Origin of the sequence: Kitasatospora sp. NPDC004723 (genome assembly GCF_040609255.1) — a bacterium.
Lineage (GTDB): Bacteria > Actinomycetota > Actinomycetes > Streptomycetales > Streptomycetaceae > Kitasatospora.
Genome location: NZ_JBEXJT010000013.1, coordinates 16,589 through 34,457 on the forward strand (window position 1 = coordinate 16,589; position 17,869 = coordinate 34,457).

The window sequence follows — 17,869 nt, forward strand, 5'->3', positions numbered from 1 at the left end:
GAGACCTGTCATGTCCGCGCTGACACTCCGGCTGGCCCAGGGCACTCCGTGCTGGGTCAGCCTGATGACCGACGATCTGCCCGGAGCCCGGGCGTTCTACGGCGAACTGCTCGGCTGGACGTTCACCCCGGGACCGGCGCAGCTCGGCACGTACGTGCGGGCCCGGCTCGGCGAGGAGCCGGTGGCCGGGCTCGGGGTGTCCTCGGTGACGGGCTTCCCGGTGCAGTGGACCACCTACTTCGCGGTGGACAGCGCGGACCGCTCGGCCCAGCTGGTGCGGGAGTGCGGCGGGACCGTCGCGGTCGGGCCGCTGGAGGCGGAACGGGCCGGACGGCTGGCCATCGCGGCGGACGTCTCGGGGGCGGTCTTCGGACTCTGGCAGGGCGAGGAGCACCTCGGCCGGGAAGCCGGCCGCGAGCCGGGCGGACCGGCCTGGGTCGAGCTGCTCACCCCGGACCCGGACGGCGCGGCGGTCTTCTACCGCGCGGTGCTCGGGGTGCCGGTGGCGGAGGCCGATGGCGGCTCGGCGCTGATGGTCGGCGGCCGGCCGGTGGCCGGGATCCGGCGGGACGCCGAGCTGCGCGGCCACCCGCCGCGCTGGCGCAGCCACTTCGCGGTCGCCGACGTGGAGCTGACGGCGCGCCGGGCGGTGGAGCTGGGCGGCCGGGTGCTGGTGGAGCCGCAGCCGACGCCGCGTGGCCGCGCGGCCCGGCTGGCCGACCCGCGCGGCGGGCACTTCTCGGTGCTGGAGACGAGCTAGCGCCGGCCTCAGGCCTGCTGCTCCTCGAAGGGGAGGACGTCCGGGGAGAGCACGGCGGCGCGGGCGGTGGCGGCGGTGAGCCGGCGGCGGTGGTGGCGACGGCAGAGCACCTCGTAGCCGATCTCGTCCTGGCGCACCGAGATGTCGCCGATCACCACCTGGGCACCCTCGACCACCATCACCCCGCCGACGGTACGGGCGTTGTGGGTGGCCCGGGCGCCGCACCAGCAGAGCGCCTCCACCTGGAGCACCTCGACCCGGTCGGCGAGCTCGATCAGCCGCTGCGAGCCCGGGAAGAGCCGGGTGCGGAAGTCGGTGGTGATGCCGAAGGTGTAGACGTCGATGTCGAGTTCGTCGACGACCCGGGCGAGCTGGTCGATCTGGCCGGGGGTGAAGAACTGGGCCTCGTCGCAGATCAGGTAGTCGACCCGGCCGCCGGCCGAGAGCCGGTGCACCACATGGGCGTGGAAGTCGAAGTCGTCGCCCACCTCGACCGCGTCGGCGCGCAGGCCGAGGCGGCTGGAGATGGTGGCCGCGCCGGCACGGTCGTCGCGGGTGAGGATGATCCCCTGCCGACCGCGGGCGGCGTGGTTGTGGTCCATCTGGAGCGCGAGCGTCGACTTGCCGCAGTCCATCGTGCCGGAGAAGAACACCAGTTCAGCCATGGGTGGTGCAAGGGCCTTTCACATCAAGGGAGTTCAGCGGCGGAATTCGAGCAGCGGCACGAACTGCTCGACCGGGGTCATCGAACCGTGCAGGCCGATCATCGCGGACTCGCCGGGCTCGTTGCGGGAGGCGGTGATCGCGATGTCGTCGCGGGCGGCGGCGACCACGTCGCCGATCCGGTGGTAGACCCGGTCGTCCACGGCGGGGCCGAACCAGCCGGCCTCGATCGCCTGGTCGCGGGTGGCCACCCACATCCGGTCGCCGAGCACCTCGCTCCAGACCGTGTGCACGTCGGCGGCGGCGCCGGGGACGGCGTAGACGTGGCGGGCCCGGCCCTCGCCGCCGAGCAGGGCGACGCCGGCGCCGAGCTCCCAGTCCTCGTCGAAGTCGATCCGGTCCTCGGGAGCGATGTCGATCATGCCGTGGTCGGCGGTGACGTACATCACCGAGCGCGGGGGCAGTTGTTCGGCCAGCCGGCGGGCCAGCCGGTCGACCGCGTCCAGGGTCATCCGCCACTCGTCGGAGTCCACGCCGAAGCGGTGGCCCGCGCCGTCCAGTTCGCTGACGTAGGTGTAGACGAGTGCGCGGTCGTGCTCGGCCAGCCAGGCGGCGGCACGGTCCATCCGCTCCTCGCCGGTGGTGCGGCCGAGGAAGGTGCCGCCGGAGAGCGCCACCCGGGTGAGCGGGGTCTGGGCGAACAGCGGGGAGGAGACCTGGGCGGTGGCCACCCCGGCGGCGTCGACGCGCTCGAAGACGGTCGGGTACGGCTGCCAGCTGCCCGGGTCGGTGTGCGGCTGCCAGCGGAGCTGATTCATCAGGTGGCCGGCGCCGGGCACCGCCACCGTGTAGCCGGCCAGGCCGTGCAGGCCGGGCGGGGTGCCGGTGCCGACCGAGGCCAGCGAGGTGGCGGTGGTGGACGGGAAGCCCGCGGTCAGCGGCCGGCCGGTGCCGCCGAGCGAGCCGGCCGTCAGCGAGGAGAGGAACGGCGCGTACTCGGGGTGGCGCAGCAGCAGTTCCCAGCCGAGGCCGTCGACGAGGAAGACCACCGCGCGGTCGGCGGGCGCCAGCGGCAGCGCCGCCTCGAAGCCGGGTACGCCGAGGCCGGCCGCCACCGAGGGCAGCAGGTCGCAGAGCGAGCCGGTGCCGTAGGGGGGCGCGGGGGCGGTGGCGGGGTCGAGGAGCTCGAAGGCGTCGTGGCCGTCGGGGGCGAAGGGCATGGTGGCGGAGGTGGCTTCCTGGCTGGCCGGTACGGTCCGGGCGGGCGGGGGCGGCGTCCGGACGGCGCGGGTCGGTGCGTGGCGGCGGGGCGTGGCGGCGGGGCGTGGCGGCGGGGCGTGGCGGCGGGGCGTGGCGGCGGTACCGGACCGCGGCACGGTACTGCGGGGCTGGACGACGGCGCGGATCAGACCCGGGGGCCGTTGGTGATGGTCGCCTCGGACAGGGCCCGGGCGAAGACCAGGGCCTGGGCGACCGTCTCGGGGCCGTCGCCGGCCTCGCTGACCCGCAGCGACAGGTCGTCGGCGGTGGCCGAGCCGGTGTAGCCGTGGTCCGCCTCGCAGTTGGGGTCGGAGCAGCCGGCCGGTTCGAGGTCGAGGCGCTGGACGGCGCCCCAGCCGATGGTCAGCACCACCTCGCGGGGCAGCGTGCCCGGGGTGTAGGTCTCCGGATTGGCGACCATCCGGCTCACCACCACGGAGTTGATCCGGTCCAGCCGGACGCTCTCGGTGGAGGTGGTGGCCAGCGGCACGGCGGGGCTGCCGGCGTCACCGGTCTGCTCGTCGGTGTGGCTCACCACGAAGCGGGTCGGGGTCAGCACCAGCACGGTGACGTGCCGGCGGACCTCGTTGGCGTCGAAGGTGGTCTCCTGGTGCACCAGGTAGGAGGTGATCGGCTCGGGACCCACCGCGGACTCCACCGCCTCGGACACCAGGGCCGGGTAGTAGCCGCTGCGCTCGATCGCGGAACGCAGGTCCTGCGTGGTGGTGGTACCGGTCTTCGCCATAACTCCATCCTGGCATGGTCCGCCGACGAAGCGGGCGGCGCGGCGCCGAGCTTCGGACAACGGCGCCCGCGGTCCGGACGCAACCAAGGAAGGTTACAGCGTGCTCATGGCGCGCGGGCCCAGATCGCTGCGGACCGGCAGGGGTGCGATCCGTACGCGCGCCCCCAGGATCGCCAGTCCGTGCGGGGCGACGACCACCGGTTCGAGATCCACCGAGGCGACCTCCGGGAGGTCGTCGACCAGCCGGGACACCCGCAGCAGGACCTCCTCCAGGGCGTCGGTGTCGACCGCCTCGGCGCCGCGCCAGCCGAACAGCAGCGGCGCCGCCCGGACCTCGCGGACCAGCGAGGCGACGTCCTGGTCGGTGGCCGGAACCAGCCGGTGGGCGACGTCGCCGAGCAGTTCGGCGGGGGCGCCGGCCAGGCCGAAGGAGAGGATCGCGCCGACCGCCGGGTCGACGGTGGCGCCGATCACCGTGTCCACCCCGCGCGGGGCGAGCCGCTGGACCACCAGTTCGGCCTGGGCGGCGCCGCCGAGCAGGGCGTCCAGCTCCTGGTGGGCGCGACGCAGGCCGGGCTCGCCGGTCAGGTCGAGCCGGACGCTGCCGAGGTCGGGGCGGTGGCGCAGGTGCGGGGCGGTGGCCTTGAGCGCGACGGGGTAGCCGAGGGTGGCGGCGGCGCGCACCGCGCTCTCCTCGTCGGGGGCGGGCAGGGTCGGCGAGACGTCGACGCCGTAGCGGGCGAGCAGGGCGGCGGCGTCGGCGTCGGGCAGGGTGATCCGGGCGCCGCCGGGCTGGGTGCGGGCCGCCACCGCGGCGCGGGTGGAGAGCGCGGCCTCCACCAGGGCGCGGGCGCCGGCCTCGTCGATCCGGTCGAGTTCGGGGACCCGGGCGGTCTCCTCGGCGGCGGCCATCCGGTGGCGCCAGTCGGCGTAGTGGACGGCGTGGGCGAGGGCGCGCACGGCCCGCTCGGGCGCCGGGTAGGCGGGTATGCCGCCGGGGCGCAGCCGGCCGGGCAGGTCGGTGAGCGCCAGGTGGGCGAGGAGCAGCGGCTTGCCGGCGGCGCGGGCGCGCTCGCCGGCGTCCAGCAGGGCGGCGGCGATCTCCGGGTCGTCGGAGCCGAGCTCGGGGTCGTCGGGGGCGGTGAGCCGGCCGCCCATGAACGCGTGGGCGGAGGTGCCGATCGGCGGGATGGCGACGGCGATCACCGCGTCCACCCCGGGGTCGCCGAGCGCGGTGTCCAGGGCGATCCGGAAGTTCTCGCCGGTGGCGGCGGTGGTGAGGTCGACGGGGGTGCGCGGGCGCAGGCCGGCGGAGAGGCAGGCGTCGTGGGTGAGCAGGCCGAGGGAGTCGGAGTTGCCGATCACGGCGACCCGGTCGCCGGGCGGCAGCGGCTGGAGGGCGAGCAGTTCGCCGGTGTCGTACAGCTCGGTGATGGTCTCCACCCGGGTGACGCCGGCCTGCTGGAAGAGGGCGTCGACGGTGGCGTCCTTGAGGCCGGTGGCGGTGGCCGGGACGGCGTGGCCGGGCGGCAGGCTGCCGGTGTGGCGGGCGCCCTTGACCACGACGACCGGCTTGGCCTGGGCGAGCCGGCGGGCGATCCGGGTGAACTTGCGGGGGTTGCCGAAGGACTCCAGGTAGAGCAGGACGACGTCGGTGGCCGGGTCCTCGGCCCAGTACTGGAGGAAGTCGTTGCCGGAGACGTCGGCGCGGTTGCCGACCGAGGCGAAGGAGGAGATGCCGAGGCCGCGCCGGTGGGCGGCCTCCAGCAGGGCGACGCCGATCGCGCCGGACTGGCAGAAGACGCCGAAGCCGCCGCGGGCGGGCAGCACCGGGGCGAGGGAGGCGTTGAGCGGCCGCTCGGGGTCGGTGGAGATCAGGCCGAAGGCGTTGGGGCCGATCACCCTCATGCCGGCCGCGCGGGCCTGGCGGACCAGGGCGCGCTGGCGGTCGCGGCCCTCGGGGCCGGTCTCGGCGTAGCCGGCGGAGACCACCACCAGGCCCTGGACGCCGTGCGCGCCGCACTCGGCGACCGCCTCGGGGACGGCGGAGGCGGGGACGGCGATCACCGCGAGGTCGACCGGGCCGGGGACGTCCAGGATCGAGCGGTGCACCGGGACGCCGTCCAGCTCGGTGCCGGGCGGGGCGTTGCGGTTGACCGCGTGCACCGGGCGCTCGTCGCCGGCGAAGCCGGTGAGCAGGTCGCGCAGCAGGGCCCGGCCGACGGTCTGCGGGCGGCGGGAGGCGCCGATCACCGCCACCGAGCGCGGGGTGAGCAGCCGCTGGACGGAGCGGGCCTCGGCCCGGTGCTCGCGGGCCCGCATGACGGCGAGCGAGGCGGCGGTGGGTTCGAGGTCGAACTCCAGGTGGACGACGCCGTCGGCGAAGCTGCGGCGCTGGACGTACCCGGCGTCGGTGAAGACCTTCACCATCTTGCGGTTCTCCGGCAGCACCTCGGCCTGGAAGCGGCGGATGCCGCGCTCCTGGGCGACGGCGGCGATGTGCTCCAGCAGCGCGGAGGCGACGCCGCGGCCCTGGTGGGCGTCCTGGACCAGGAAGGCGACCTCGGCGTCGGTGCCGGTCTCGGAGGGGCGCCCGTCGTGGTCGATCCGGTCGTAGCGGACGGTGGCGATGAAGCGGTCGCGGACGACGACGGCGAGGCCGACCCGGTCGACGAAGTCGTGGTGGGTGAAGCGGCGGACGTCCTTGTCGGAGAGCCGCGGGTAGGGCGCGAAGAAGCGGAAGTACTTGGACTGGTCGGAGACCTGTTCGTAGAACTCGACCAGCCGGCCGGCGTCGGCGGGGGTGATCGGCCGGATCCGGGCCGTGCCGCCGTCACGCAGCAGGATGTCGGCCTCCCAGTGCTGGGGGTACTCCGGCTCGGATCGCGCTACCGCAGAGTCGTCCACGACCGTCAGGTTATCCGGCGGCGAGCCGAATGGCGCCGGGCGTGCGTTCCCGGCAGGGTGGACGCAGCGTGGACAGGGCCGCTGAACGGGGATTATGCGCCGTTTATGGCCCTGAAAGAAACAATCACAACTCCCGAACGCAGCGGTTCGCGGGCGGGGGCTGCGTGCAACACTGGTCTAGACAACACGTCCGTTTCCCCCATCACGGCCGTGACCAGCTTTACCGAAAGGCACGTCTCATGGCTGAGCGCCGCGTCACCATCGGTTGGGCCGAGGGCCTGCACGCCCGTCCCGCCTCCGTCTTCGTCAAGGCCGTCGCGGCCACCGGCGTGCCGATCACCATCACCAAGCCGGGCGGCAACCCGGTCAACGCCGGCTCCATGCTCGGCCTGCTCGCGCTCGGCGCGCAGGGCGGCGACGAGGTCGTGCTGGCCTCCGACGCCGAGGGCGCGGACCAGGCCCTGGACCGCCTGGCCAAGCTGGTCTCGGAGGGCCTCGACGAGCTGCCCGCCGCCGCCTGAGAGCACACCGCACACGTCCGGAGCCCGGGCCCCGTTGGTCGGGGGGCCCGGGCTCCGGTGTGTCCGCGGCGGATCAGCCGGCCGCGATGGCCCGCAGGATGTCCAGCCGGGCCGCCCGGCGGGCCGGCCGCAGCCCGGCCACCGCACCCGCCACCAGTCCGGCCACCAGCACCACGGTGAGCTGCAGCGGCGGGACGGCGAAGCTGCCCGTCCCCTCGGTGTCGGCCGCCCGCACCAGCGCCCAGCCGAGGAACGCCCCCAGGCCCAGGCCGCCGATGGTGCCGAACATCGCCACCAGCACCGACTCCCAGCGCACCATCGCCCGCAGCTGGCCGCGGGTCTGGCCGACCGCGCGCAGCAGGCCCAGCTCCCTGGTCCGCTCGTGCACCGCCAGGGTCAGCGTGTTGGCGATGCCCAGCAGCGCGATCAGCACCGCGAGCGCCAGCAGCGCGTAGACCACCGACAGCATGATGTCGACCACCGAGGCGGCGCTCTTCGCGTACTCCGACCTGGTCTGCACGTCCGGGGCGCCGAACGGCTCCACCGCCTTCTTCACCGCCGCCTTGCCGGCCGACAGCGACACCCCGTCCTTCAGCGCGACCGCCACCAGCGAATCGGTGTCCTGGCCGCGGTGCGGGGCCCAGGCCTCCCGGGTGACCAGGTAGTCACCGGTCAGCTCGCCGGCGCCCTGGTAGAGCGCCTTCACGGTGAACGCCGACTCGACGCCGTCGCTGAACCGCACCAGCACCGAACTGCCCACCTGCCAGCCCTGCTTCTCGGCCTCGCTGCGGGACACCGCCAGGCCGTCGGTGCCCAGCTGCAGCGAGCCGTCCACCCGGCCGAGGTCGACGATGCCGCCCAGCCGGGTCGGATCGGTGACGTCCAGGGTCCGGCCGTGGCCGTCCACCCGGGCCACGCCGCGGCCCAGGCCCACGCTCTGGCTCACCTCCGGCAGCGCGCCGACCGCGTCCGCCAGCTTGGGGCTCAGCCCGCCGCCGCGGAAACCGCCGGTGGAGACCGCGAGGTCCCCGGCGAAGGTCTTGCTCACCGTGTCGTCCATGGTCGCCTTGATCGACGCACCGAAGACGGTGAACAGCGAGACCACGGTGACCCCGACCATCAGCGCGCTGGCCGTCGCCGCCGTCCGCTTCGGGTTGCGGGCCGCGTTGCGCTCCGCCAGCACGCCCGGCATACCGCGCAGCCTCGGCAGCGGGGCGCCCAGCAGCCGCACCACGTAGGTCGCGAACACCGGGCCGAGCACCACCACGCCGAGCAGCGTGGTCACCGCACCGCCCGCGGTCAGCCCGACCGACGGGCCGTTGGTCGCGCCGACGACCGTACCGGCCACCCCGGCCGCCACCAGCAGCGCGCCGACGATCCAGCGGATCCGGCCGGCCCGGCCGGCCGCCGCACCGTCCACCGCCACCGCCCGCATCGCGGCCAGCGGCGCCGTCCGGCCGGCCCGCACGGCCGGCGCGACGGCCGAGGCGACCGCCGTGACCGTGCCCACCAGCAGCGGCAGCGCCACCGAGAGCGCGCTGATCACCAGGCCGCCGGTCGGCAGGTTGAAGCCGATCACCTTGAACAGCGACTTCAGCCCCGCCGCCACGCCGATCCCGCCGAGCAGGCCCGCCACCGAGGCGGCCACGCCGACCACCACGGCCTCCGCCAGGGTCGCCGCCAGCACCTGGCCGCGCGCCGCGCCCAGCGCGCGGAGCAGCGCGTTCTCCCTGGTCCGCTGGGCCACCACGATGGCGAAGGTGTTGTGGATGGTGAAGGTCGCCACCAGCAGGGCGATGCCCGCGAACACCAGCAGCAGGGTGGTGAACATGGTCAGGAAGCGGCTGGACACCTGCTTGGTGGCCTCTTCGCTGATCTTCGTCCCGGTCACCGCCTCCAGGCCGGACGGCAGCTTCGCCGACAGCGCCGTCACCAGCTGCTGCTGGGAGACCCCGCTCTCGGCCCGGAACTGGATCGAGGTGGCCTGGCCCTGCCCCTTCGGGGTCAGGTAGCGCTCGGCGTCCTCCAGGGTCAGCCCGGTCCAGGTGTTCTGGCCCATGCCGTCGGCCTTGGCGCCGAAGGTCGCGATGCCGACGATGGTGACCGTCACCGGGTCGGGGGCGCGCAGGATGGTCGTGTCGCCCAGCTTCAGCTCCCCGGCCTTGGCCGCGCCCCGGTTGATCACCGCCTCCCCCGGCCGCTGCGGCGCCCGGCCCTCGGCCAGCCGGTACGGGTTGAGCCCACTGTCCGTCTGCCAGTAGCCGGCCAGGGTGGGCGGGCCCTGGCCGCCCACGGCCTTGCCGTTCTTGCCGATCAGCTGGCCGGAGCCCTGGATCGCCGGCTCGGCCGCCGCCACCCCGGGCACCTGGCGCAGCTGGTCGGCCAGCGCCAGGTCCACCGGGGCCCGTACGCCGCCGAAGGTGTTCTCGGTGTCCATCACGTCGGCGCTGCGCACCACCGCGTCGGTGCCGCGGTTGGCGTCGGTGAAGAGGGTGTCGAAACTTCCGCGCAGGGTGTCGCCGAGCACCAGCGTGCCGGACAGGAAGGCCACCCCGAGCAGGATCGCGGTGAAGGTCCCGGCCAGCCGCCGCTTGTGCGCGGACAGCGAGCGCAGGCTGATCCGCAGGGTGGCGGTGGCGCTGCTGCTCATGAACCGACGCCTCCCCGTGCGGCCGCGGGAGCGTGGTCGAAGGCCTTCATCCGGTCCAGCACCCCGGCCGGGGTGGGTCGCTCCATGCGGTCCACCAGCCGGCCGTCGGCGAGGAAGAGCACCTCGTCCGCGTAGCCGGCGGCGGTCGGGTCGTGGGTGACCATGACCACCGTCTGGCCCATCTCGTCCACCGCGCGGCGCATCAGCTCCAGCACCTCGGCACCGGTGCGGGAGTCCAGGTTGCCGGTCGGCTCGTCCGCGAAGACCACCTCGGGGCGGCCGGCCAGCGCCCGGGCCAGCGCGACCCGCTGCTGCTGGCCGCCGGAGAGCTCGCTCGGCCGGTGGTCGAGCCGCTCCCGCAGCCCGACCGCGTCGATCAGGGTCTCCACCCACGCCTGGTCCACCTCGCCGCCAGCCAGGTCGACCGGCAGCGTGATGTTCTCCCGGGCGGTGAGCACCGGCACCAGGTTGAAGGACTGGAAGACGAAGCCGATCCGCTCCCGGCGCAGCAGGGTCAGCCGGCGGTCGTTGAGGTTCTCCAGCTCGGTGTCGCCGATCATCGCGGTGCCGGCGGTCAGCCGGTCCAGCCCCGCCGCGCAGTGCAGCAGGGTGGACTTGCCGGAGCCGGACGGCCCCATGATCGCGGTGAGCCGGCCGGCCGGGAAGCCGACGGTCACGTGGTCGAGGGCGCGCACCTCGGTGCGGCCTATCCCGTAGACCTTGACCGCCTCGGTGACCCGGGCGGCCATCCGGTCGGTGTCGACCAGGTCGAGGACCGGGAAGGTGGTCACTTGGCACCGCCCTGGCCCGGCTTGGTGTCACCCGGGTCCTGCAGGTGCTCGATCAGGGTGTCCCGGCGGGTGCGGTACTCCTCCTCGCTGATCTCACCGTCGGCGTACCGGCGGGCCAGGCTCGCCAGCGGGCCCTCCGGACCGCCCGGCCAGCCGCCGCGCCAGCCCGGGCCACCGCCCCACGGGCCGCCCCACTGGCCGGCCCACGGCGGGCCCCACGGCCCGCGCCGGCCCCAGCCGCGACGGCGCAGCACGGTGAACAGGGCGATCAGGACGAGCAGCCAGAACAGCGGGAAGAGCAGGAACCACGGGCCCGGGCCGCCCCCGTTCCACGGGCCCCAGCCGTCCCGGCAGATCGTGTCGGCTAGCAGTGCGGTGCTCTGCATGTCGGTCAACTCCTCGGTGGGCCCCGCGGGTTCGGACGGGGGCCGCGCTCCGGCCCCGGACCGTTCCCGAGGCCACCACGAGCGTCCCGCCGGGAGGGGGGCCGGCGCGTCCTCCGGGGAGCGGCACCGGGGGTACGACGCGGGGAGTACGGGGCGGGGGCGGTGCTGCTCCCGGTCCGCCCCGGGCCGCACCCGGCCGGCGAGCCCCCGCCCCGGCCCGGACCCGGTCAGCGCGCGGGCGAGCGGTCCTTCACAGCCAGCCGGGGCGGACCAGGCCGGACTCGTAGGCGAGGACGACCAGTTGGGCGCGGTCGCGGACGCCGAGCTTCACCATGGCGCGGCTGACGTGGGTCTTGGCGGTGAGCGGGCTGACCACCAGGCGGCGGGCGATGTCGTCGTTGCTCAGGCCCATGCCGACCAGGGTGAGCACCTCGCGCTCGCGGTCGGTGAGCGAGGCCAGCAGCCGCTCGCTCGCGGCGGGCTCGCGGGAGCGGCTGGCGAACTCGTCGATCAGCCGGCGGGTCACGCCCGGGGAGAGCAGCGAGTCGCCGACGGCGGCGACCCGTACCGCCCGCAGCAGGTCGGCGGGCTCGGTGTCCTTGGCCAGGAACCCGGCCGCGCCCAGCCGCAGCGCCTCGAAGATGTACTCGTCCAGCTCGAAGGTGGTCAGCACCACCACCCGGACGGCGGCCAGTTCGGGGCGGCTGCAGATCCGCCGGGTGGCCTCCAGGCCGTCGGTGCCGGGCATCCGGATGTCCATCAGCACGACGTCCGGCCGCAGTTCCTCCACCAGCCGGACGGCCGCCTCGCCGTCGTCGGCCTCGCCGACCACCTCGATGTCGGGCTGGGCGTCGAGCAGGGCCCGGAAGCCCGCCCGGACCAGGACCTGGTCGTCCGCCAGCAGTACCTCGATCATCCCGACCGCCCCTTCTCGCTCGCCGTGCCCTCCCCCGCCGGGTCGGGCAGCCAGGCCCGCACCCGGAAGCCGCCGCCGTGCGGTCCGGCGGTCAGCTCGCCGTCGAAGGCCGCGGCCCGCTCGCGCATGCCGACCAGGCCGTTGCCGGAGCCGCCGCCCTCACCGCCGGCGGCCGGGCCCGGGTCGTCCACCCGGAGCAGCAGCCCCCGCGGGGAGGACCAGTCCATCAGAACGGTGGCGGTGCGCGCGGCCGAATGGCGGATGACGTTGGTGAGCGCCTCCTGGACGATCCGGAAGGCGGCCAGCTCCACCTGGGTGGACAGCGGCCGGGCCGTACCGGCCGTCTCGATGGTGACGGTGAGCCCGGCGTGGCCGGCCTGGGTGACCAGTTCGGGCAGCCGGGCGAGCCCCGGGGCCGGGGTGCGCGGGGCCTGGCCGTCCGGACCGCGCAGGGTCCCGAGCACCTGGCGGACCTCGCCCAGCGCTTCCTTGCTGGTCGCCTTGATGACGGTCAGCGCGGCGCGGACCTGGTCGGGGTGCTCGTCGATGAGCTCCAGGGCGACCCCGGCTTGCAGGTGGATCACCGAGATCGAGTGGGCCAGGATGTCGTGCAGTTCGCGGGCCATCCGCAGCCGTTCCTCGGCGGCCCGGTTCTCCTCCGCCTGCCGCCGGGCCAGCCGGCGGGCGGCCAGCTGTTCGCCGCGGTTGCGCATGATCTCGGCGCCGGCCAGGACCAGCAGCAGCCAGGCGGCGGCCCCGGCCTCCTGCCACCAGCTGGGGCCGGGCCCGGGCGCGCGCTGCCAGTCGTGCGGCAGCAGGTGGGAGCTGGACAGGTGGACCAGGTAGCCGGCGCCCAGCGAGATCCAGGCCCACCGGCGGCGGCCTCGCGCGAGCGCGCCGTAGACGGCGACGCCGAGGCTGAGGAAGACCGGGCCGTACGGGTAGCCGGCCAGCAGGTAGCCGGTGGTGACGGCGGTGACGGCGGCCACCACCGGGCCGGGGTAGCGCTCGCGCAGCAGCAGCAGGGCCGGGCCGAGCAGCAGCAGCGCGTACCCGGCGGCGTCCAGCGCGGCCCGGTCCGGCTGCTGGCGGGCGGCGGCGGTGGAGCCGACCACCTGGACCAGGGCGGCCAGGAGCGCGGAGACCCGCGTCCAGGACGGCCTGGTCCACGGCGGTCCGCCGTAGGGGTAGTGGTCGGTGCTCATGTACGGAGGAGGTTCACCGCCCCGGCGCCGCGGCGGCGGGACGCTTGGTGCGCGCGGCGCGGGCCTCGGCGGCGAGGCGCCGGCCGCGCTTGGTCATCCCCCAGGGCTTCACCACGGAGAGCACGGTGGCGACCAGGTAGATGGTCAGGGCCACCGAGGGGGCGATGACCAGGACGTGCGGGGCGCGGCCGTCCGGCGGGACGGTGCCGGCGGCGACCTGGCCGGCCGCGTCGTGGATGAAGGCGCGCAGCGCGAAGATCGAGGCCAGGGTGGCGGCCAGGGTGAGCCAGAACTTGGTGGCGACCCAGCGGTACCGCAGCAGGCCCCAGGTGGTGCCGAGGGACAGCAGCACTCCGGAGAGCAGCGAGACCAGGCTGACCGGGATCAGCAGCCAGTCGGCGAAGATCTGCTGGGCCAGGTAGGCGGCACGCACGGTGTCGGGGTCGTCGGAGAAGCGGCCGGCGATGCCGAGGGCGAGCACGCCCGCGGTCAGGCCGAGCCAGCCGACCGAGAAGGCGACGTGCACGACCAGCCAGACCCGGCGGGCGTGCCGGGGCAGCCGCAGGCGCCCGGCACGGTCGGCCGGGGGCGCGTCGGGGGCCACCGGCGGCTCCCCCGCGGTGGCCCCGGTCGGGGGCGCGGAGGTGTCGGCGGCGGGCGGACCAGGAGGTGTGGGCATCGGCTGTGCTCCGGAGGGCGAGGGGCGACGCGGGCCACGGGCCGGCGGCCACCGGGGTGGATGGTGTGCGGCCGCCGGCCCACGGCTTGGGTGATCCGCGGGATCACTCCCCACTCTGCCCGGTCCGCGGGGGCCGGGCATCGCACCGCGGGAGTAGCCGCCCGTACCGCTCGTTGAGTACGGACGGCCGGGCGGCCGTGGTCGGCGGTCGGTGGACGCGCGGTCAGTACGCGATCTCGACGACCGCGCGCCGGGCGGCCGGGTCGCCGAGCGCGCCGAGCAGGTAGTGCGCGAGATCGGCGCGGGAGATCGACCAGGCCCCGGGCAGTCGCCGCCCGGCGGCCGTGCGGTAGCGGCCGCGGGCCCGGCCGCCGGTGAGCCGGGCGGCCCGGACCAGCGTCCAGTCCAGGTCGGTGTCGCCCAGCAGCACCCGCTCCATCCGCGCCATGTCCGCGTACGGCCGGCGGAGCATCGGGTGCAGCACCCAGGAGGTGAGCGCCCGTTGCAGCGGGGCGGCGCTCCACGGCGCCGGGCTCATGCTGGTGGTGGAGACGCACAGCACCCGGGCCACCCCGGCGGCGTGCATCGCCTTGAGGATGTGGCCGGTGCCGGCGGAGTAGACGGTGGTGTCGGCCCGGCTGTAGCCGATGCCGAGCGCGGAGACCACCGCGTCCGCGCCCTCGACGGCACGGGCGACCGCCTCCGGGTCGAGGACGTCGCCCTGCCGGATGGTGGTCGGCCGGGCGTCGGCCAGGGCCAGCGGGTCGCGGGCGAAGGCGACGGTGGAGTGCCCGGCCGCGGCGGCCAGCTCCAGGAAGTGGCGGCCGGTGCCGCCGGTCGCGCCGAAGACGACGATGTTCACGGTGCGTTTCCCCCTTGATCCCTGGGACCCTCGGTTCCTCGGTCGCTCGGTCAGCGGTGGCCGTGCGGAGCGCGGCCGGCCCGCGCCGCGGACGTGCCGCGGGCGGGCCGGCCGCCACCGGGGGTCATCAGTTGGCCACCTCGACGCGCCGGCCGTAGGTGGCCGGGTCATCCAGATGGGTGACGATGTAGTCGGCGACGTTCGCCCGGGCGACGCGCGAGGCCTTGGGGAGGTGGCCGCCCACCACCGCCTGGTAGTTGGGCGTGGCCGGCCCGTCGGTGAGCATCGGCACCCGGACGATCGTCCAGTCCAGCGGGCTGGACTCGACCTCGTCCTCCATCCGGCCGAGGTCCAGGTGGATGTTCCGGTAGACCCGGTCCACCACGAACTCGGCGACGAAGCGCTGCATCGCCGGCAGGTGCTTGGTCTCCAGGCCCGCCGAGGACATCGTGACCAGCCGGCGCACCCCGCCCGTCCGGGCGGCCGCGATGACGTTGCGCACGCCCTCGGAGAACACCGTCGTCGTGGTGCGGCTGGTCACGCCCAGCGACACCACCACGGCGTCCTTGCCCGCCAGCGGACCGGTCAGCGAGTCGACGTCGAACACGTCGCCGCGCACCTTGGTCAGCCGCTCGTGCTCGACCGGCAGCTTGGCCGGGTCGCGCAGCAGGGCGGTGACGCCGTGCTTGTTCTCCAGGGCCTTCTCGACCAGCAGCCGACCGGTGCGGCCGGCCGCTCCCACCACGACGATCTCCATGACTTTCCTCCTTGCCGGGGCCGGCGGCAACTTCGTGCCGCCGGCCGTGAGTTGACCTTCTCTTACACCGACGGGTCCTACCGTAGGGAAAACGCGAGCAGCGCGCCGCCCGAGGCGCTCGGGTACTGCGGGTAGTACGCCGCCTGGACGTAGAGCATGCCGTCGGCGACCACCGCGCCACCGCCGCCGGAGAGCGCCGTGCCGTGCGCCGGAACGCCGTTGACCGTGGTGAAGTCGCGGACCACGTCGTACTGCCAGAGCACCGCGCCGGTGCTCGCCGAGAAGACCCGCATCTTGCCGTCCGCGTCGCCCTCGTAGACCAGGCCGCGGCTGCTGCTCACCGCGGGCGTGAAGCCGCGCTGGCAGAGCTCCGGGTTGGCGGCCGAGCCGCCCCACTGGCAGCCGTCGGCCGGGCTCTCGGTCTGCCAGAGGATCGCGCCGGTCGCCGGGTCGAGCGCGTACAGGGTGCCGGGGTTGGCGAACCAGGTGGCGACGTAGAGGCGGGTCCCGTCGTAGCTGGTGCCCCACTGGATGCCCGAGCTGCCGCCCTGGGTATTGGGGTTGGCCACCACCGCGCGGTCCCACACCTTGGCGCCGGTCAGCGCGTCGTAGACGTGGTAGACGCCGTTCTTCTGGCCGATGCCGACCACCCGCCGGTTGCCGATGCTGAAGACGTTGGCGCTGGCGCCGAAGTCCCAGTCGTGGTCGGTGCCGTTGGCCTTGCTGGGGCAGTAGGCGTCGGCGCCGGCCATGCCGCAGGCGACCGTGAAGGTGTCCGGGAAGACCTCCTGGGCGCGCCAGCGGACGGCGCCGGTGGCGGCGTTCAGGGCGAGCAGCGAGTCGGTGTCACCCGCCGCGCCGCTGTAGTTCTGGCCGGTGCCGACGTAGACGGTGCCGCTCTCCCGGTCGATCACCGGCGTGCTCCAGACCGCGACGCCGGAGGGCTCGTAGCGGTTGGCGCCGTTCGGCCAGGTGCCGACCAGCTGCGGCTCGGGGGTGGTCCAGTGCCGCCAGGTGAGCTGCCCGGTGGCCGCGTCGACGGCGACGACCGAGCCGCGGAAGGTGCAGCAGGGGTACGTCAGGTCGAAGGTGGCGCCGGACTCCCGGCTGGATATGCCGATGTAGACCTGGCCGTTGTAGACCAGCGGCGAGCTGGTGGTCTGGGCCTGCGGGTGGTCGTCGAGCTTCAGCGACCAGCGCAGCGCACCGGTCCAGCGGTCGAGCGCGTAGAGGTAGCCGCGGTTGTCACCGAAGTAGACGGTGTTGCCCTCGACGGCCGGGCTGCTGCGCACCGGGTCGGGGCTGCTGGTGGAGTGCGCGCCGGCCACCGGGGCGACGTCGAAGGTCCAGCGGGTCGCGCCGGTCCGGGCGTCCAGGGCGTGGAAGGTGCCCTCGACGCCGCCGACGTACAGGGTGCCGTCCACCACGGCGGGCTGGCTGCCGAGGAAGACGCCCGGGACCTTGGCGTGGCCAAAGGCCCACTTCAGGTCGAGGTTGGCGACGTTGGACGGGGTGATCCGGTACTCCTGGCCGTTGAACCGGCTGCCGGCCGGGTCGAACTGCCAGCTGCTCCAGGCGCCGGATCGCGGGCGGGCCTCGGTGTCCTCGGCGCCGGCGCCATTGGTGGCGGCGAGCAGGACGAGGGCGGTCAGCAGGGCCACCAGACTGGTGCCGAAGCCGGCTATCCGGGGCCGTCTGGGCTGGGACACGTGGATCAACTCCTCGGTGAGGGCGAGTGGTTCACGTACGGTCCGGGGTTCCGGCCAGGCCGGCGGCGGCCTCCGCGTGGGAGAGCACGGCGGCGCAGTCCAGCTCGCCGAGGCCGGCCTCGGCGGCGGCCACGAGGGTGTCGTGGGTGGCGTCGCAGACGGGGGTGTCGACGCCCAGGCGATCGGCCTCGGCGGTGGCCAGCCGGAGGTCCTTGCGCATCAGGTCGAGCCTGAACTGCGGTTCGCCGTAGGCCCGGCGGCGCATCACGCCGGCCTTGTAGCGCATCACCGGCGAGCTGAAGCCGCTCTCGCTGATCATCGACAGGGCGAGCTCGCGGTCGATGCCGGCCCGCTGGGCCAGCGTCACGGACTCGGCGAGCACCTGCATCTCGACGCCCATCAGCACGTTGAGCATGACCTTGGCGGTGGCGCCGAGGCCACTCGGGCCGAGGTGGCGGATCTCCTTGGCGAGCGGCTCCAGCACCGGGCCCAGCCGCTCGAAGGTCTCGGCGGATCCGCCGACCATGAAGCGCAGTTCGCCGTCCTTGGCGTGCTGGCCGTTGCCGATGATGCAGGCGTCGACGGAGCTGCGGCCGCGCCCGGCGACCCGCTCGGCCACCGTGCGGGCGAAGTCCGGGGAGACGGTGCTGGTGTCCATCACGATGCCGTGCGCGGGCAGCGTCTCCAGCACCCCGCCGGTGCCGAACAGCTGCTCCTCGACGGCCGCCTCGGAGGCGAGGCTGAGCAGCACCACGTCCACCCGCGCGGCCAGTTCGGCCGGGGTCGCGGCGACCTCCGCGCCGCGGGCGGCGAACGGCGCGGTGCGCTCGGGGGTGCGGTTGTGGACCACGATCCGGTGGCCCTGGTCGAGCAGCCGGGAGGCCATCCCGCCGCCCATCACGCCGAGACCGATGACACCGATCCTGGTCGCCGGGGGTATGCCGGGGGTGGCGGCGGGCGGGAGGTCCCGGGAGAGTGCACGCCGCTGGCTGGGTATGTCGGCCATGGAGTCGACCCGCTTCCTGGTGGGCTGGTCGCGCCGGGTTCCCGGCGCTCGG

General features: G+C 74.9%; 16 protein-coding genes. 2 read left to right on the plus strand and 14 right to left on the minus strand.

Features of this window, described 5'->3' with window-relative positions; genetic code table 11:
• Positions 1-10: 10 nt before the first annotated feature.
• Positions 11-760 carry a VOC family protein gene (locus ABZW10_RS15810; protein ID WP_355364893.1) on the plus strand — a complete coding sequence of 250 codons (750 nt, stop codon included), beginning with the start codon at positions 11-13 and terminating at the stop codon, positions 758-760.
• Between the two features lie 8 nt (positions 761-768).
• Here ABZW10_RS15810 and ABZW10_RS15815 read toward each other — a convergent pair whose 3' ends face one another.
• The 4 genes from ABZW10_RS15815 to ABZW10_RS15830 all read right to left on the minus strand — a co-directional run bounded on the left by ABZW10_RS15815 (position 769) and on the right by ABZW10_RS15830 (position 6,335).
• On the minus strand, positions 769-1,425 hold the full coding sequence (locus tag ABZW10_RS15815) for a thymidine kinase (RefSeq protein ID WP_355364896.1): 657 nt from the start codon (positions 1,423-1,425) through the stop codon (positions 769-771).
• Between the two features lie 33 nt (positions 1,426-1,458).
• Complete coding sequence (locus ABZW10_RS15820; protein WP_355364899.1) at positions 1,459-2,643, minus strand: nucleotide pyrophosphatase/phosphodiesterase family protein; 1,185 nt, start codon at positions 2,641-2,643, stop codon at positions 1,459-1,461.
• A 185-nt stretch (positions 2,644-2,828) separates the two neighbouring features.
• On the minus strand, positions 2,829-3,428 hold the full coding sequence (locus tag ABZW10_RS15825) for a DUF5998 family protein (RefSeq protein WP_355364902.1): 600 nt from the start codon (positions 3,426-3,428) through the stop codon (positions 2,829-2,831).
• A 93-nt stretch (positions 3,429-3,521) separates the two neighbouring features.
• Positions 3,522-6,335, minus strand: a complete 2,814-nt coding sequence (locus ABZW10_RS15830; RefSeq protein ID WP_355364905.1) for a GNAT family N-acetyltransferase — start codon at positions 6,333-6,335, stop codon at positions 3,522-3,524.
• 239 nt (positions 6,336-6,574) lie between these two features.
• On the opposite strand from ABZW10_RS15830, the gene ABZW10_RS15835 reads away from it, so the two are divergent.
• A complete protein-coding gene (locus tag ABZW10_RS15835) occupies positions 6,575-6,856 on the plus strand; it encodes an HPr family phosphocarrier protein (RefSeq protein ID WP_355364908.1) in 282 nt (93 codons plus the stop codon).
• Between the two features lie 73 nt (positions 6,857-6,929).
• Here ABZW10_RS15835 and ABZW10_RS15840 read toward each other — a convergent pair whose 3' ends face one another.
• From ABZW10_RS15840 to ABZW10_RS15885, 10 genes are all read right to left on the minus strand, one after another.
• Positions 6,930-9,506 carry an FtsX-like permease family protein gene (locus tag ABZW10_RS15840; protein WP_355364911.1) on the minus strand — a complete coding sequence of 859 codons (2,577 nt, stop codon included), beginning with the start codon at positions 9,504-9,506 and terminating at the stop codon, positions 6,930-6,932.
• Positions 9,503-10,255, minus strand: coding sequence for an ABC transporter ATP-binding protein (locus ABZW10_RS15845; RefSeq protein WP_355365251.1), 753 nt, complete (start codon positions 10,253-10,255; stop codon positions 9,503-9,505). The genes ABZW10_RS15840 and ABZW10_RS15845 overlap by 4 nt, the downstream gene beginning before the upstream one ends.
• A 38-nt stretch (positions 10,256-10,293) precedes the next feature.
• On the minus strand, positions 10,294-10,683 hold the full coding sequence (locus tag ABZW10_RS15850) for an SHOCT domain-containing protein (protein ID WP_355364914.1): 390 nt from the start codon (positions 10,681-10,683) through the stop codon (positions 10,294-10,296).
• A 250-nt stretch (positions 10,684-10,933) separates the two neighbouring features.
• Positions 10,934-11,599 carry a response regulator transcription factor gene (locus ABZW10_RS15855; protein ID WP_355364917.1) on the minus strand — a complete coding sequence of 222 codons (666 nt, stop codon included), beginning with the start codon at positions 11,597-11,599 and terminating at the stop codon, positions 10,934-10,936.
• Complete coding sequence (locus ABZW10_RS15860; protein WP_355364920.1) at positions 11,596-12,804, minus strand: histidine kinase; 1,209 nt, start codon at positions 12,802-12,804, stop codon at positions 11,596-11,598. The genes ABZW10_RS15855 and ABZW10_RS15860 overlap by 4 nt, the downstream gene beginning before the upstream one ends.
• Positions 12,805-12,817: 13 nt before the next feature.
• Positions 12,818-13,483, minus strand: coding sequence for a DUF2269 domain-containing protein (locus tag ABZW10_RS15865; protein WP_355364923.1), 666 nt, complete (start codon positions 13,481-13,483; stop codon positions 12,818-12,820).
• 223 nt (positions 13,484-13,706) lie between these two features.
• Positions 13,707-14,345 carry an NAD(P)H-binding protein gene (locus tag ABZW10_RS15870; RefSeq protein ID WP_355364926.1) on the minus strand — a complete coding sequence of 213 codons (639 nt, stop codon included), beginning with the start codon at positions 14,343-14,345 and terminating at the stop codon, positions 13,707-13,709.
• Positions 14,346-14,472: 127 nt separating this feature from the next.
• Positions 14,473-15,102, minus strand: a complete 630-nt coding sequence (locus tag ABZW10_RS15875) for an NAD(P)H-binding protein (protein WP_355364929.1) — start codon at positions 15,100-15,102, stop codon at positions 14,473-14,475.
• A 77-nt stretch (positions 15,103-15,179) separates the two neighbouring features.
• Positions 15,180-16,811, minus strand: a complete 1,632-nt coding sequence (locus ABZW10_RS15880; RefSeq protein WP_355364932.1) for a PQQ-binding-like beta-propeller repeat protein — start codon at positions 16,809-16,811, stop codon at positions 15,180-15,182.
• 31 nt (positions 16,812-16,842) lie between these two features.
• Entirely contained in the window at positions 16,843-17,817 is a 975-nt protein-coding gene (locus tag ABZW10_RS15885; protein WP_355364935.1) for an NAD(P)-dependent oxidoreductase, read from the minus strand.
• Positions 17,818-17,869: the final 52 nt, after the last annotated feature.

Bases quoted from the DNA above. Each gene is read 5' to 3' on its own strand.
- ABZW10_RS15810 (WP_355364893.1), top strand. From the start codon at position 11: ATGTCCGCGCTGACACTCCGGCTGGCCCAGGGCACTCCGTGCTGGGTC.
- ABZW10_RS15815 (WP_355364896.1), bottom strand. From the start codon at position 1,425: ATGGCTGAACTGGTGTTCTTCTCCGGCACGATGGACTGCGGCAAGTCG.
- ABZW10_RS15820 (WP_355364899.1), bottom strand. From the start codon at position 2,643: ATGCCCTTCGCCCCCGACGGCCACGACGCCTTCGAGCTCCTCGACCCC.
- ABZW10_RS15825 (WP_355364902.1), bottom strand. From the start codon at position 3,428: ATGGCGAAGACCGGTACCACCACCACGCAGGACCTGCGTTCCGCGATC.
- ABZW10_RS15835 (WP_355364908.1), top strand. From the start codon at position 6,575: ATGGCTGAGCGCCGCGTCACCATCGGTTGGGCCGAGGGCCTGCACGCC.
- ABZW10_RS15840 (WP_355364911.1), bottom strand. From the start codon at position 9,506: ATGAGCAGCAGCGCCACCGCCACCCTGCGGATCAGCCTGCGCTCGCTG.
- ABZW10_RS15845 (WP_355365251.1), bottom strand. From the start codon at position 10,255: ATGGCCGCCCGGGTCACCGAGGCGGTCAAGGTCTACGGGATAGGCCGC.
- ABZW10_RS15850 (WP_355364914.1), bottom strand. From the start codon at position 10,683: ATGCAGAGCACCGCACTGCTAGCCGACACGATCTGCCGGGACGGCTGG.
- ABZW10_RS15855 (WP_355364917.1), bottom strand. From the start codon at position 11,599: ATGATCGAGGTACTGCTGGCGGACGACCAGGTCCTGGTCCGGGCGGGC.
- ABZW10_RS15860 (WP_355364920.1), bottom strand. From the start codon at position 12,804: ATGAGCACCGACCACTACCCCTACGGCGGACCGCCGTGGACCAGGCCG.
- ABZW10_RS15865 (WP_355364923.1), bottom strand. From the start codon at position 13,483: ATGCCCACACCTCCTGGTCCGCCCGCCGCCGACACCTCCGCGCCCCCG.
- ABZW10_RS15875 (WP_355364929.1), bottom strand. From the start codon at position 15,102: ATGGAGATCGTCGTGGTGGGAGCGGCCGGCCGCACCGGTCGGCTGCTG.
- ABZW10_RS15885 (WP_355364935.1), bottom strand. From the start codon at position 17,817: ATGGCCGACATACCCAGCCAGCGGCGTGCACTCTCCCGGGACCTCCCG.